This is a genomic window from Ulvibacter antarcticus (assembly GCF_003688405.1).
Taxonomy (GTDB): domain Bacteria; phylum Bacteroidota; class Bacteroidia; order Flavobacteriales; family Flavobacteriaceae; genus Ulvibacter; species Ulvibacter antarcticus.
This window is the reverse complement of record NZ_REFC01000015.1, coordinates 316,703-332,913: the sequence shown is the minus strand read 5'-3', so window position 1 is coordinate 332,913 and position 16,211 is coordinate 316,703. Positions and strand designations below refer to the sequence as shown.

The following is a 16,211-nucleotide window of genomic DNA, read 5'->3' as shown; positions in this document are numbered from 1 at the left end:
CCCGTCTTTCAAACCCCTATCAAAAAACCCGCGTCCTCCTTCGTCGTCCTGAATCTCGGGTTTTAGGATTGGTATTCTACGCTTAGGGAAGAAAAAAATCTTCAATGTTCAATTCAGAATATGCTAACACCCATCACCCATCACCCAACATCCATCACCCAACACCCATTTTTAACCCCGGCTTCTTCCGCCTAGACTTTTTTGTTTCTTTTTTCGGCAATGGAAAAAAGAACAGAATAAACATAGTATCCTTTATTAGAATATAGAATCGCGAAACTTCAACAAACTCAGCATGACATTATGGTCTTCAATAATCAACAATCCAATAGACCGGAAATCTAGAAATCCAAAAGAACATTTGTTCATTTCTTTTGCTTGTCCAAAAGAAACGAACCAAAGAAAACGACACCCACGCTAATGAATTTTGAAATCCGTGCCCGTCTTTCAAACCCCTATCAAAAAACCCGCATCCTCCTTCGTTGTCCTGAATCTCGGGTTTTTGGATTGGTATTCTACGCTTAGGGAAGAAAACAAATCTTCAATGTTCAATGTTCAATTCAGAATATGCTAACACCCATCACCCATCACCCAACATCCATCACCCAACACCCATTTTTAACCCCGGCTTCTTCCGCCTAGACTTTTTTGTTTCTTTTTTCGGCAATGGAAAAAAGAAAAGAATAAACATAGTATCCTTTATTAAAATATAGAATCGAGATGCTTCGACAAGCTCAGCATGACATTTTAATTATCGATTAATATAAATATTTTACAAATCCAACAATCCAACAATCCAACAATCCAACATACAGCTTCCAGCCATTTTAACCCCGGCTTAAGAAAATCTTTCATTCACAAAGAATCAAACCCCCTTCCTTCGAAGGAAGGGCAGGGGATGGATGTTTTTCACAATGCCTAAAGAAAAGATTAAACATAGTATCCTTCATTTAAATCACGATGTATCGAGAAGCAACTCCTAACACTGTACAATGAACAGTTAAAAAACGGGTCTTTGTCACTTCGAGTGTTTTTTACGCCCAGCGGGAATAAAAAATGTATCGAGAAGCAACACCTAACATCCAAAGTTTTTCAAGAATTCTTCTCCAACCAATTAGAACTGCTAATTATATTTTGTAAGTTTAATTCTCTAAATAATAATCCTATGCAAATCATCCATATAAGTGCTGAATGTTATCCTGTTGCAAAGGTTGGCGGATTGGCAGATGTGGTGGGAGCATTGCCAAAATATCAAAATGAGCTGGGCATGAAAAGCAAGGTCATTATGCCTTTTTATGATAACAGTTTTACCCAGAATAATAAATTTAAAAAAGTGTTTGCGGGTACGCTGCAGCTGGGGAGTGATTCACTACCTTTTACAATAAAGTCACTTCCCAAAAAACAGTTGGGCTTCGAGCTGTTCCTGGTCGATATCCCTAAGCTTCTACATACTTCATTTGTCTATTCCGATGATGATACTCGCCGATTTATGGCTTTTCAAATCGCAGTAATGCAGTATATGCTTCAGCTAAAAAAGAAGCCGGATATTGTGCATTGCCATGATCATCATACCGGACTTATTCCGTTTATGATGTCACATGCCGATGCGTATGAAGATTTCCGACAGACTCCTTCCGTTTTTACCATTCATAATGCGCAATATCAAGGCTGGTTTTCACATGATCAGGTAAATTTAATTCCGAAGTTTCCATTGTCGAAAATAGGATTATTAGATTGGGATAACAGTATCAATCCGCTGGCAACCGCAATTAAATGCGCTTGGCGGGTGACGACAGTTTCTCCTAGTTATATGGAGGAATTGAAATCTGAAGCAAATGGTTTACAATCTTTAATTACTTCGGAAAGTGATAAGTGTGTGGGCATATTAAATGGTATCGATACAAGTGTTTGGAATACCGAGACCGATCCTTTTTTGGTTAAAAATTATTCTGAAACTACCGTGCTTTCAGGTAAAAAAGCAAATAAAAAATGGCTTTGCGATGAGTTTAAATTGAACGCTGAAAATCCGCTATTTGTCTTCATCGGAAGGCTGGTTGGTGAAAAAGGAAGCGATCTGTTTCCGCAAGTCTTTAAGAAAGCCCTTCAGAATCCAAAACTATCCATACTTTTATTAGGGTCTGGAAATAAAGATACCGAAAAGGAATTATTGAAAGTAAGAAAGCAATTTCCGAAGAACTACAATACCTTCATCGGGTATAACGAAGCACTTTCTCATAAAATGTATGCCGGTGCCGATTTCCTGTTAATGCCTTCTCGTGTGGAACCTTGTGGTCTCAACCAAATGTATGCTTTGCGTTATGGGACTGTTCCCGTGGTTAGTAAAGTAGGAGGTCTTATAGATACCGTAGTGGATCTTAATGAAAATGGCTTCGGAATAATCCACACAGAAATAACCGTAACACAGATAGTTGAAGCAATCAATCGGGCAGTAGAATTCTATAAAAAGGATACGGTTTTCAGAAAAAACCGTAAAACCATAATGAAAATTGATCATTCATGGCACCTTTCGGCCCAAAAATATAGTAACTTGTATAATTCTTTAAAAGTTTAGATATGATCAATAATGAGGTAATTTCAATTATTCTAGGTGGCGGACAAGGAACACGACTTTATCCCTTAACAGAAAATAGATCAAAACCAGCGGTGCCTATTGCGGGAAAATTTAGATTAGTAGATATTCCTATTTCAAATTGTATCAACTCCGATATCAAGCGAATGTTTGTGTTAACACAGTTTAATTCGGCCTCTTTAAATGCGCATATTAAAAATACATATCACTTTAGTTTTTTTAGTTCGGCCTTTGTAGATGTGTTGGCAGCCGAGCAAACACTTCAAAGTAGTTCTTGGTTTCAAGGTACAGCAGATGCGGTACGTCAAAGTATGCACCATTTTCTAAACCACAAGTTCGAGTATGCACTAATCCTTTCTGGTGACCAATTGTACCAAATGGATTTTAACCAAATGTTGGAAGCACACAAAAATAGCAATGCAGAAATTACAATTGCAACCTTGCCCGTTTCAGAAAAAGAAGCTACCTCTTTCGGAATCTTAAAAACAAACCAAGAAAATGTAATCACTTCTTTTATTGAGAAACCAAATGCAGATCTATTGCCAGATTGGACTTCACAAGTAAGTGATGAAATGAAAGGCGAGGGTAGAAATCATTTGGCTTCTATGGGAATCTATATTTTTAATCGTGATCTTCTCATAGACCTTATGAGTAATCCCGATACGGTCGACTTCGGAAAAGAAATAATTCCGCAATCCATTCATAAACACAAAACATTAAGTTACCAATTTGAAGGCTATTGGACCGACATTGGGAATATCGACTCTTTCTTTGAAGCCAATTTAGGACTTACAGATGATCTTCCTCAATTCGACCTATACGACAATGAGAGACGTATCTACACCCATGCCAGAATGCTACCCACTACTAAAATTTCGGGAACTACTTTAAATCGAGCAGTCATTGCGGATGGATGCCTTATAAATGCTAAGCATATCGAGCGTTCGGTGATTGGAATTCGCTCCCGAATTGGTAAGGGCTCTACTGTGAAGAATACCTATATGATGGGTAGTGATCAATATCAGTCCTTGGATGAAGTAAGTTCTCAAGCCAAAGGAATAGCGATGGGAATTGGAGACAATTGCAACATCAATAATGCAATTTTAGATAAGAATTGTCGTATAGGAAATAATGTCACAATCAATGGAGGAAGACATCTCGAAGACAACGAAACCGATACCTATTGTATTAGGGAAGGTATTGTGGTTGTTAAAAAGAATGCCATTATTCCTAACGGTTTTGAAATCTAAAAACTTCTTGAAACATATTTCAACGCTCAATTGTTTAATCTTTCAATCGTTTAATCTAAACCCTTTATGTCGCTAGTTAAAGTTCATAGTTTTTTTACTGAATTCGATATCGAACTTTTTAAGGCCGGAAAGCATTTCAAATTGTATGAAAAAATGGGTGCTCATCCAATGGTTTTGGATGGAGAAGAGGGAGTGTATTTTGCAGTCTGGGCGCCATCTGCATCTTCGGTTCAAGTAATAGGAGATTTCAATTTTTGGGATGCTTCTCAGCATGAATTGAATGTTCGCTGGGACGCTTCAGGAATTTGGGAAGGCTTTATTCCGAAGGTAAAAAAAGGGACTCGCTATAAATATAAAATTACTTCAAATCACAACGGATCAGTTTCAGAAAAAATAGATCCCTATGCGTTGTTTTTTGAAACCCCGCCAAATACAGCAGGGATTATCTGGGATATTTCAGATTACAAATGGAAGGACAAGAACTGGATGTCCTACCGAAAAGATAAGAACGATCTCGACAAGCCTTATTCGGTTTACGAGGTACATATAGGTTCCTGGCAAAGAAATTCCGACGGAACATTTCTTAGTTATACAGAATTAGCAAAAAAGCTTGTTGCGTATGTCAAGGAAATGAATTTTACGCATATAGAATTTATGCCGGTGATGGAATATCCCTACGATCCGTCCTGGGGATACCAATTAGTGGGTTATTTTGCCCCGAGCTCCCGATTTGGAGCGCCACAGGATTTTATGAAATTGATTGATGCCTTTCATCAAAATGATATTGGTGTTATCCTCGATTGGGTGCCATCTCATTTTCCGGAAGATAAACATGGCCTTGGTATGTACGATGGAACACATTTGTACGAACATCCCGATCCTAAAAAAGGCTTTCATCCAGATTGGAAAAGTCTCATCTTTAATTACGAGCGCAACGAGGTCCGATCCTTTTTAATTAGCAATGCATTTTTTTGGTTAGAATACTATCATGTCGATGCCCTAAGGGTAGACGCCGTTGCTTCGATGTTGTACCTCGATTATTCTCGTGAAGAGGGAGAATGGGATCCGAATGAATTTGGTGGAAATGAAAACCTTGCAGCTGTCTCTTTTCTGAAAGATTTTAATACTGCAGTATACAGTAATTTTAACGGGATTCAAACCATCGCTGAAGAATCTACAGCTTTTTCAGGTGTAACCAGGTCGGTTGAATTAGGCGGTCTTGGCTTCGGAATGAAATGGATGATGGGTTGGATGCACGATACGCTTCAGTATTTCTCTAAAGACCCGGTATATCGGAAGCATCATCAAAACGATATTACTTTCAGTTTAACCTATGCTTTTACAGAAAACTTTATGCTGCCTCTATCTCATGATGAGGTGGTTCATGGTAAGAATTCTATATTGAGCAAGCAGTCGGGTGACGAATGGCAGCGTTTTGCAAATCTACGTTTGCTGTATGGTTATATGTTCACACATCCGGGAACAAAGCTGTTGTTTATGGGAGGAGAATTTGGGCAATACGCAGAGTGGGATTTTTCTAAAAGTCTCGACTGGAATCTGCTCGACTTTTTACCCCATAAAGGGATGCTGGAATTTGTAAAAAACTTAAATACATTCTACAAATCGACACCGGCCTTGTATGAAAAAGCGTTTAGCCCGGAAGGTTTTGAATGGATTAGTTATAGCGATGAGCAGAATTCGGTAATTGCATATATCCGCAAAGGCCACGATCGGAAAAACGATGTGATCGTCGTATGTAATTTTACGCCAAGCTTACACCAAAATTATCGTTTAGGAGTGCCACGACAAGGGGTTTTAACGGAGATATTCAACAGTGACCAAAACCAATTTGGAGGTGCAGGGAATATGAATACCGGCGATCTTAAAATAGAAAATATCGACTCACATGGAAAAACACAATCGGTAGTACTTACACTGCCTCCATTGGCAATGGCTGCATTTCAGATAAAATAAGTATAATTATAAAATTCATAATTAAAGCCTCATAAAATGCATTATCTATAATAGAACTGCCGTTTTTTTATGATATAAACAGTTATGTTTTTAAGTACATTATGTAGGTTTGTACCGCGTTTTTATTACAAATTTTTATGATCATAAATACAGAGTTAGAGCAAAAAGGAAATCAGTTTCCCAACAATATTATTTCCTATAAAAAAGATATAGATACCCTTTATTTCACAACCGAGAATGACGTAATTTTACAACTTACAGTTCTTCGCGACAGCGTACTGAGGTTTAGATATGGCACCATGGGAAATTTGGAAAAAGATTTCTCTTATGCCATTACGAAATATGCTAATAGCGGTTACAATCATCTTTCCATTAAGGAACTTGAAGATGCCTATGTTATTACTACAGAGAAATTGATTTGCCATGTCAATAAAGCTGATCTTAAGATCTCTATTTATGATGCTATAGACAATACTTTGCTAAATCAGGATGAACTTGGTTTTCATTGGGAAGAAAGCTTTGAGTACGGTAGCAATATTGTAAAAATGAGTAAGATCTCTAGTGAAGGGGAAAGTTATTATGGCCTTGGTGATAAACCAACTACTTTAAACCTAAAAGGGAAACGTTTTGAGAATTGGGTAACCGATTCATATGCCTACGGAAAAGAAACCGATCCTATTTATAAGGCGATTCCGTTCTATACGGGCTTACATCACAAGAAGTCGTACGGTATATTTTTCGATAATAGTTTTAGATCTTATTTCGATTTTGCACATGAAAGAAAAAATGTAACTAGTTTTTGGGCTCAAGGGGGCGAAATGAATTATTATTTTATCTACGGACCCGAAATGTCCGATGTAGTTGCCAACTATACAGATCTTACAGGAAAACCTCATCAATTACCTCCGTTATGGGCGTTGGGATATCACCAATGTAAATGGAGTTACTATCCGGAAACAAAGGTTAAGGAAATCACTTCAAAGTTTAGAGAGTTACAAATTCCTTGCGACGCCATTTATTTGGATATTGATTATATGGAGGGCTTTCGTTGCTTTACTTGGAACAAAGAGTATTTTCCAGACCCAAAGAGAATGGTTAAGGAATTAATGGATGATGGCTTCAAAACTGTAGTGATTATCGATCCAGGTATAAAGATCGATAAGGACTATCCTGTTTTTCAGGAAGGAATGGATAAAGATTATTTCTGCAAACGTGCAGATGGGCCTTATATGAAAGGTAAAGTTTGGCCTGGTGAATGCTATTTCCCAGATTTTACAAACCCTGAGGTCCGTGAATGGTGGTCCGGTTTGTTTAGAGAACTTATTGAAGAGATTGGAGTGAAAGGGGTATGGAACGATATGAACGAACCAGCCGTGATGGAAGTGCCTAGTAAAACCTTCCCAAATGATGTTAGACATGATTACGACGGGAATCCTTGTAGCCATAGAAAAGCACATAATATTTACGGAATGCAAATGGCTAGAGCTACTTATCAAGGCTTAAAAAAGTTTGGATATCCAAAACGACCTTTTGTTATTACTCGCGCAGCCTATTCCGGAACCCAGCGTTACACTTCTTCCTGGACGGGAGACAATGTCGCTAGTTGGGAACATCTCTGGATAGCGAATGTACAGGCACAGCGAATGGCAATGTCTGGTTTTTCCTTTGTTGGAAGTGATATAGGCGGATTTGCCGACCAACCCAATGGTGAATTATTTGCAAGATGGATTCAGTTGGGAGTATTCCACCCATTTTGTCGTACACATTCATCTGGCGATCATGGTGATCAGGAACCTTGGATGTTTGGTGATGAGGTGACTGGTGTAGTAAAAAAATTCATTGAGCTGCGCTATCGTCTGCTTCCGTATTTATATACGGCTTTCTGGCAAAATCATTCAGAAGGGATACCTATTTTGAAATCTTTAGTGCTTTACGATCAGAAAGATCATCAAACACACTATCGTACCGACGAGTTTATCTTCGGTGATAAAATTTTAGTTTGCCCAATCCTGGAGCCAAACAGCCGCGGTAGACGTGTTTATCTGCCAAAAGGTATTTGGTATAATAACTGGACTAAAAAACCTAGAGTAGGAGGTAAAGAAGCATGGGTAGACGCCGATTTGGATACCATTCCAATGTTTATAAAGGAAGGATCTATCATCCCAAAATATCCTGTACAGCAATATGTGGGCGAGAAAGACTTCGATGAAATTACTCTTGAAATCTACTATACTAGAGGTAAGGAAAATTCAATTTTATACGACGATGCGCACGATGGTTACGATTACACTAAAAATAAATATAGTTTACGTAACTTCAAATTAACCGGGAAATCGGACGAGCTTATTTTACAGCAGCATAAGTCAGGTAAATTCTCTACAAAGTATAAAAAGTTCAAGCTCGAATTTATTGGTTTACCATTTAAGATATCCAAAATTCAGATCGATAATGAAACCATTGAGTTCGATAAAGTTCAAAAGAAAGGTGACTTTACAATAGTGGTTGACAAGAATTTCAATGAACTACACATAATGGAATAGTCTTAGCCACTTAAATATATTGCATCAAAAGAATTCAAGACTGTTTAGTCTAACGAATTAGGATATATAATTCTTATTTTTTGAATTTAATTCTGAAGGTGCTCGGTTAAAAAAAGATCAGTTTAAACAAAATTGACCTCGTTTAAAGTCATAATTGTATTCTCCAGAAAATTAAGTGTTTCTACGGAGTTGAAAGATGCTTGAAAATTCTTACTTTCATTATCGCTAACCAATTAAAAATGAGGGTCGATAAAAAAACGGAAACTGAGGTATTTCAAGTATATGACGAGTGGTTACATAGCTATCTAAATGGGGACGTAGCCACATATGATTCTTTTTTCGATGACGAATATCATTTTATTGGCTCTACCAACAATGAAGAGTTCTTAGACCGAAAAAGCACCACAGATTTCTTCAAGCTTACTGCCGAACAACTCGACGGTAAATCTGAAGTGCGCAATGAAACCAAAGTTTTGGAGCAGTTTGGTCCACTAATCTTTATCACACATTTATTTGACGCCTGGTTCTTGAATGGCGAAGAATGGGTTTTTTATAATCGGTTTCGATTTACAAATGCGCTTCAGAAAAACAAAGAAGGATGGCGATTTATTTATCAGCACTATTCAGTTCCAGACGGCAAAACAGAAGAAGGAGAAACAATTGGCTACGATAAAATATCTGCCGAAAACTTACAATTACGTGAAGCAATTAAGAAACGAACCGTAGAACTCGAAACGAAAAACCACGAATTGGAAATAGAAGCGGCATTAGAACGTACACGTACCCAAAGTATGTTGATGCAACACTCTAGCCAGTTGGATAAAACCTCTAAAGTGTTCCATGAACAACTACATCTATTGGGCATTGATTCTGAATTTTCCTATTTATGGTTGCCGGATGAAAAAAAATCTAACCATTCGTTCTGGGCAACCTGGTTTGAAAAAAGAAAAGGCAAACGTGTTTATAATAATAAGTCCGTTATTTATCCGCTGGACAAAAAAGAACCAGCCATTGCTGAGTGCTATGTCGCATGGGAAAGTGGCGAACCGGTACACATAAACCCCGTTCCTCCGAACGATGTTTCGGCCTATTTTGATACATGGAAAGAGTTACTGGGCGGAATTAAAAAATTTAAACCTGAACTATACCCTGACGGTTTATATTATATCGATTCTTATATGAGTTATGGTTGTTTTGGCATTATGATAAAGCGAACGCTCACAGAAGATGAAAAAGTAATACTCAGTCGGTTCTCGAAAGAATTTGAAAGAACCTACACTCGCTTCCTCGATCTCCAAAAAGCCGAGGCACAAACTAGGGAAGCAAAAATTGAAGCCTCACTTGAAAAAGTTAGAAACGTTGCACTCACGCTCAAAAAATCTGATGATATGTTGGATATTGCTCAAGTGTTATACGAGCAATTGCTGGAACTTGGCTTTACCAAGATACGTAATGCAATCATCGATATTCACAATGAGGATAATGAAACCTTTTTAGATTACGACTATTCTCATGATATGTCTAGTGCGGTAACACTCTTTTCATTCTACGGTGACCCCGTTATTGAACAACAAATTAAGAAGGTTAAATCCAGCAATGATGCTTTTTTTGAAATTGAATTAAAGGGCAAAGAACTTGAAGAACTTATCGAAACGCGATTGCGAAATGGTGAAAAAGACGATCCACGGCTACGGCAAATTGAACAACTTACCTATAATCTTTATTCCTTCGGAAATGGTGCTATTGGGATTTCTAATTTTGGAATTCTAGACGATGATCAAAAGAAGATTTTAAAACGGTTCCGTAACGTATTTACATTTGCCTATCAAAGATATACCGATCTGGCAAATGCCGAAGCACAAGCACGGGAAGCAAAAATTGAAGCATCCCTCGAAAAGGTAAGAAACGTAGCCTTGGGAATGAAACAATCGGACCATCTGCTGGACATTGTCAAGGCGCTGTACGAACAACTGTTGGAATTGGGGTTTAATGATATTCGCAATGCAATCATAGATGTGAATAATGAAGACGAAGAAACCTTTATGGACTACGATTACTCACACGAAATGGGTGGTACTATTACCTTGATGTCTTATAATGACGACCCAACACTTGAAGAACAACTACAGGTTATTGCCACCACTACCGATGGGTTTTCTGAAATGATTTTAGAAGGGAAGCAAATACAAGATCTTATTGATATGCGAAGAAAAAATGGGGAAGCAGATGATCCTCGTTTGTTTAATACCGATAGTGTTTCCTACATCTTATATGCCTTCGGAAATGGTGCTATTGGGATTTCTAATTTCGGAGCATTAGATGATAGTCAAAAAGCAATCCTCGATCGTTTCCGAAATGTATTCATTTTTGCCTATCAGCGTTTTACAGATCTTTCTCAATCTGAAGCTCAAGCCGCTGCACTTCTTGCCGAAAAACAACGATTGGAGGTGACGCTTTCAGACCTTCAGGCGACTCAAAAGCAACTCATTCAGTCAGAAAAAATGGCAAGTCTTGGAGAGTTGACAGCGGGTATTGCCCATGAAATTCAGAACCCTTTGAACTTTGTCAATAATTTTTCCGAAGTAAGCAATGAGTTAATGGATGAGATGAACGAAGAAATTGAAAAAGGAGATATGGAAGAAGCAAAACTCATCGCAAACGATATCAAACAAAATCTCGAAAAAATAACTCATCATGGAAAACGTGCAGATGCAATTGTAAAAGGAATGCTACAGCACAGTAGAAAAAGTAGTGCTGAGAAAGAGCCCGCAGATATCAATAAACTGGCAGATGAATACTTGCGTCTTGCCTATCATGGACTTAGGGCAAAGGATAAATCATTTAATGCGACATTAAATACAGAATTTGATGAGTCTGTTGGTTTGGTCAAGGTATTTCCTCAGGATTTAGGAAGAGTAATTCTGAACTTGATTACCAATGCATTTTACGCAGTGAATGAAAAAAATAATGTCACCCTGAGCTTGTCGAAGGATCAAAATAATGCTTCGACAAGCCATGCAAGACAAGACTATAAACCCACAGTTTCAGTTGTAACTAGAAAGCTAAAAGATACTGTAGAAATTTCAGTAAAAGACAATGGAAACGGAATTCCGAAGCAAGTATTAGATAAAATATTCCAACCGTTTTTTACTACGAAGCCAACCGGAGAAGGCACAGGATTAGGCTTGAGTATGAGTTATGATATTATTAAAGCACATGATGGAGAATTAAAGGTAACAACAAAAGAGGGTGAGGGAACTGAGTTTAGTATCCATTTACCATATTAAAAAACAGTAACTTTAGGTTTAGCAGATCAATAAAATGAAAAAAACGAGTTTAGTATTTATCATCTTTGGAATGTTTGTGGGCAGCGTCTTTGCTCAACAAACAAAAGATAGTTATATACAGAAAATTCAAAAAATAAAAAATGAAATAAATTCAACAAAGCAAGATACCACTCGCTTACGATTAATGAATGACCTCTCCAGCATGTATTTCGAAAACTATGAAAACGATAGTTGTAGAAAATACGCCGAACAAGTATTTCATCAAGTAGATAACATTTTTGAAAAGAATAAAATATCAAAAGATAACTATCGCTATAAAACCTTAAAAGCCAGAGCGACTCAATATTTAGGGTGGACGTTGATTTATAAAAACGTCAACCATGCGCAGGATACGCTTCAACTCTCTTTAAAATTATGGCAAAAATCCGGTAATAAAAATGGAATTGCTTCAGTAAATGGGGCCATTGCAGAAGCTTACAGTATGCAACATGATCATACGCAGGCTTTACAATATCTATACAAAAGCCTTGAATTGTATAATGAAACAAATAATCAAGAATTAATTGCTTATACATGGTTTAAAATGGGCCTGCTTGAACGCTATATGGGTAATTATGGTGATGCTTTGGAAAGCAACTTAAAGGCGCTTCAGGTTGCTCGAAAAATCAAAGATACCGCCACTATCACTGACGCTTTATTAGCCAACGGCTTTAACTATATGCTTGTAAAAAAATATCCCGAGGCCTTAGTAAATCAGGAAGAGGCCTTAAAATTATTCAAGTTGCAAAAAGATTCCATCGGTATTGCAACGACCTATAATGATATGGGTGTTAGCGATATGCGGGCCGGTAAGCTCGAAGAAGCCTTAAGCAACCACAGAGCAGCACTTGCTATAAGAAAAAACTTAAAGGATGCTACCTATTTAAGTATTTCATACAACTATATAGCCGATATTCTTATGGCTATGGATAAACTTGAAGCGGCCCTCGAAAATAGTGTTGAAGGGATTAAATATGGAAAAATCGATGGTGATTTAAGGTTTATTAATGATGCATATTTAACTTCAGGAGAGATTCAGCTGAAATTAAAAGACTACACGAATGCTCAAAAAAGTTATGAATTTGTACTGCAATTGGGTCGGGAAAATAATAATCCGCATTATCAAGCAATTGCGCTTACTGGTATTGCAAAAGTAAATAGACTGAAAGGTAATTATAATGAAACTATTGCCTTGCTGGATAAAGCTGAAGCTATTGTTGCGAAGGAAGATCATAAAACTCGTCGTACTATCTACGGTGAGATGTCGGCTACATTTGCTAAAAAGAATGATTATAAAAATGCCTTTGAAAGTCAATTAAACTATCAAAAAACGAATGACTCGGTTAATGCTTCGGAAAAAATTATGAAAATAACAAGTCTTACCCAACAATTGGCTTTCGAAAACAAGATTGCCCTGCAGAAAGCGAGTCAGGATAAACAACTTTTAATTCAACAAACACAACTAAAAAAACAAAAATTAATTCGCAATTTAAGCATCGCCGGATTGCTATTAGTAATAATATTTGCGCTAATCCTATATTACAGAATTAGAGAAAAACGCCGATTAAATCAAGCTTTAGGTAAATCGCTTACCGAGCTTCAGGAGACACAAAAGCAACTTATTCATTCAGAAAAAATGGCCAGTTTAGGGGAGCTTACCGCTGGTATCGCACATGAAATTCAGAACCCTTTAAATTTCGTCAATAATTTTTCCGAAGTAAGCAATGAACTTATCGATGAGATGAATGAAGAGATAGAAAAAGGGGATATGGATGAAGCAAAAATTATTGCGAACGATATCAAACAAAATCTCGAAAAAATAACCCATCATGGAAAACGTGCAGATGCGATTGTAAAAGGAATGCTTCAGCACAGCAGGAAAAGTAGTCCAGAAAAAGAACCTACAGATATCAACAGACTGGCAGATGAATACTTGCGATTAGCTTATCACGGACTTAGAGCTAAGGATAAAAGCTTTAATGCTACGCTGGAAACAGATTTTGATGAGTCTATTGGAAAAGTGAACGTGATCCCACAGGATTTAGGAAGGGTGATTTTGAACCTCATTACCAATGCTTTTTATGCCACAAGTGAAAAACAGAAAACTTGTCAGGCTGAGGATGTCGAAGCCCTACCTAATTATAAACCCACAGTTTCAGTTTCCACTAAAAAGATGAAAGATGAAGTAGTTATTAACGTAAAGGACAATGGAAATGGTATTCCGAAGGAGGTCTTAGATAAGATTTTTCAACCCTTTTTTACTACGAAACCAAGCGGGAGCGGAACAGGATTAGGATTGAGTTTGAGTTACGATATAGTTAAAGCCCATGGCGGTAATATTGAAGTAGAATCTAAAGAAAATGTAGGGACAAGCTTTCGTATTTTATTACCAATAGCAATAAAACAATGATAAAAAGATTATTACTTTTTTTGATATTGGCATCTATGACCGTTTTGGGGCAATCCGAGCAGGAAACCTTTGAAAATGCGGATTTGGAGAGTCAATGGGGAGTAATATCCAATGATTGGAGCTATAAGGTCGGAGATGATATTGAATGGTCTAATCCGGAATTTGACGATGCTTCCTGGGAAAAACAATCAAGCCCCTATCTGAAGGCTCCAGCTTCAAAAGAAGATAATAACAAAAAAGAAATTGTTTGGCTTCGGAAAAAACTAAAAACTAATTATAAGTCGAATCAACAGTTGGTTTTACGAATCAATCAAACGGGAGCTTCGGAAATTTATCTCGACGGAAAGTTAATTCACCGATTGGGAAGTGTAAGCACAAATCCCGATTCTATTGTATTCTACAACCCGAATAAAGATTTATTATCGTTTCCCTTAGTCTCTAATACCGAACAGTTACTGGCAGTGAGATATGTAAATGCAGCAGCACAATTTCCGCTGTATTCGGTTAACAAAGAAGGTATTATTCTCCGTGTTGCAACCTTGAACCACAGCAATCATGATGATCCTCCTTTAAAACAATTTACATACGGCTACTATGTTATTTTTGGTGTTGGCCTGCTTATGTTTATTCTATTTTTGTCCTACTATTTTTTCTTTCCTTCAGAACGAGTTAATCTTTATTTCGCCTTGTCTAGCTTGTTTTTTGCACTTTTCGTGATTGCTGTTTTAAAATCGGTTTACACTCATAATGTTTTTGTATTTGGAGATTTTCTGGCGGGCATTTTTATAGCAGCACATGCGATTTTGGCGCTATATTGTATTTATAAGATACTCAATAAAAAATTAGGATTTGTATTCAAGATAATTCTTATTCTTGGCATACTTTATATCCCGATGTTGTTTGTAATTAGCTACGAACTTATTTCGCCAATCTTGAGTATCCTGGTGCTTTTTGATACGATAAGGGTAAGCTTCCTTTCGCTAAAAACTAATAGAAAGGGTGCGTTGATATTTTTAATATTTGGCGGACTAAACATCTTCTTTTGGATAGGAATTATCGCTAATGAATTATCCTTATTGGAAATACCAAATTTATGGGTTTATCAGCCTTTTGCGCTACTGTTTGTGCCTTGTAGTTTAGCACTTTATTTGGGCTATTCCTTCGGAATTAATAGTCAGTCGCTTCAAAACAAGTTAATCGAAGTGGAGCAACTTTCCGAAGAAAAACAACAGCTATTAGCAGATCAAAATATAAAACTAGAAAAAGAAGTAGTAGCACGTACTGCCGATTTAATGGCAACTTTGGATAATTTGAAAGCTACACAATCGCAGTTGATTCAGTCAGAGAAAATGGCCAGTTTAGGGGAGCTTACCGCCGGTATCGCACATGAAATTCAGAACCCATTGAACTTCGTTAATAATTTTTCCGAAGTAAGCAATGAACTGTTACTTGAAATGAATGAAGCGATTTCTAAAAGTAATTATGATGAAGTCAGAGAAATAGTAACTGATGTAAAAACAAATCTCGAAAAAATAAATTATCATGGTAAACGCGCAGAAGCCATTGTACAAGGCATGTTACAACACAGTCGCGTAAATCCGGGGCTTGAAGAACCTACAGATATTAATGCGCTATGTGATGAGTTTTTACGGTTAGCTTATCACGGTTTACGAGCAAAAGATAAGTCGTTTAATGCAAGTCTTATCACTAATTTTGACGAATCGATCAAGCACATTAAGGTTGTCCCCCAAGATTTAGGCAGGGTAATCCTGAATCTAATGACGAATGCTTTTTATGCAGTAAATGAGCGATCGGCCGAAGCTAAACGTAAGGGATACGAATACGAATCTACAGTTTCAGTTAGCACAAAAAGCATTGGAGATTTTGTAGAAATAAAAGTAAGTGATAATGGTAATGGAATTCCGAAGAGAATATTAGAAAAGATATTTCAGCCTTTTTTCACTACCAAACCATCAGGAAAAGGCACTGGTTTAGGCTTATCACTTAGCTATGATATTATTAAAGCCCATGATGGTACGCTGAAAGTAGAAACGATAGAAAACGATGGGGCCTCAGAAAAATCAGGAACAATATTTATTATTCATTTACCAAAAAGATAGCAAT

General features: G+C 37.2%; 7 protein-coding genes. All 7 read left to right on the top strand.

Annotated elements, in window-relative coordinates; all coding sequences use genetic code 11:
• Positions 1-1,162: 1,162 nt before the first annotated feature.
• The 7 genes from BXY75_RS15665 (at position 1,163) to BXY75_RS17305 (ending at position 16,207) form a co-directional block, all read left to right on the top strand.
• Entirely contained in the window at positions 1,163-2,569 is a 1,407-nt protein-coding gene (locus BXY75_RS15665; RefSeq protein WP_121908711.1) for a glycogen synthase, read from the top strand.
• Positions 2,570-2,571: 2 nt separating this feature from the next.
• Positions 2,572-3,837: a glucose-1-phosphate adenylyltransferase gene (locus BXY75_RS15660; RefSeq protein WP_121908710.1), complete on the top strand. Its 1,266-nt coding sequence runs from the start codon at positions 2,572-2,574 to the stop codon at positions 3,835-3,837.
• A 66-nt stretch (positions 3,838-3,903) separates the two neighbouring features.
• Entirely contained in the window at positions 3,904-5,811 is a 1,908-nt protein-coding gene (glgB, locus tag BXY75_RS15655) for a 1,4-alpha-glucan branching protein GlgB (RefSeq protein WP_121908709.1), read from the top strand.
• A gap of 137 nt (positions 5,812-5,948) precedes the next feature.
• Positions 5,949-8,351: a glycoside hydrolase family 31 protein gene (locus BXY75_RS15650; RefSeq protein WP_121908708.1), complete on the top strand. Its 2,403-nt coding sequence runs from the start codon at positions 5,949-5,951 to the stop codon at positions 8,349-8,351.
• Positions 8,352-8,590: 239 nt separating this feature from the next.
• Entirely contained in the window at positions 8,591-11,638 is a 3,048-nt protein-coding gene (locus tag BXY75_RS15645) for an ATP-binding protein (protein WP_121908707.1), read from the top strand.
• Between the two features lie 34 nt (positions 11,639-11,672).
• Positions 11,673-14,087 carry a tetratricopeptide repeat protein gene (locus BXY75_RS15640; RefSeq protein ID WP_121908706.1) on the top strand — a complete coding sequence of 805 codons (2,415 nt, stop codon included), beginning with the start codon at positions 11,673-11,675 and terminating at the stop codon, positions 14,085-14,087.
• Entirely contained in the window at positions 14,084-16,207 is a 2,124-nt protein-coding gene (locus tag BXY75_RS17305) for an ATP-binding protein (RefSeq protein ID WP_245962993.1), read from the top strand. Before BXY75_RS15640 ends, BXY75_RS17305 begins: the two co-directional genes overlap by 4 nt.
• Positions 16,208-16,211: the final 4 nt, after the last annotated feature.

Excerpts from the sequence above, each read along its gene's own strand:
- BXY75_RS15665 (WP_121908711.1), top strand. The coding sequence starts at position 1,163 with ATGCAAATCATCCATATAAGTGCTGAATGTTATCCTGTTGCAAAGGTT.
- BXY75_RS15660 (WP_121908710.1), top strand. The coding sequence starts at position 2,572 with ATGATCAATAATGAGGTAATTTCAATTATTCTAGGTGGCGGACAAGGA.
- glgB (WP_121908709.1), top strand. The coding sequence starts at position 3,904 with ATGTCGCTAGTTAAAGTTCATAGTTTTTTTACTGAATTCGATATCGAA.
- BXY75_RS15650 (WP_121908708.1), top strand. The coding sequence starts at position 5,949 with ATGATCATAAATACAGAGTTAGAGCAAAAAGGAAATCAGTTTCCCAAC.
- BXY75_RS15645 (WP_121908707.1), top strand. The coding sequence starts at position 8,591 with ATGAGGGTCGATAAAAAAACGGAAACTGAGGTATTTCAAGTATATGAC.
- BXY75_RS15640 (WP_121908706.1), top strand. The coding sequence starts at position 11,673 with ATGAAAAAAACGAGTTTAGTATTTATCATCTTTGGAATGTTTGTGGGC.
- BXY75_RS17305 (WP_245962993.1), top strand. The coding sequence starts at position 14,084 with ATGATAAAAAGATTATTACTTTTTTTGATATTGGCATCTATGACCGTT.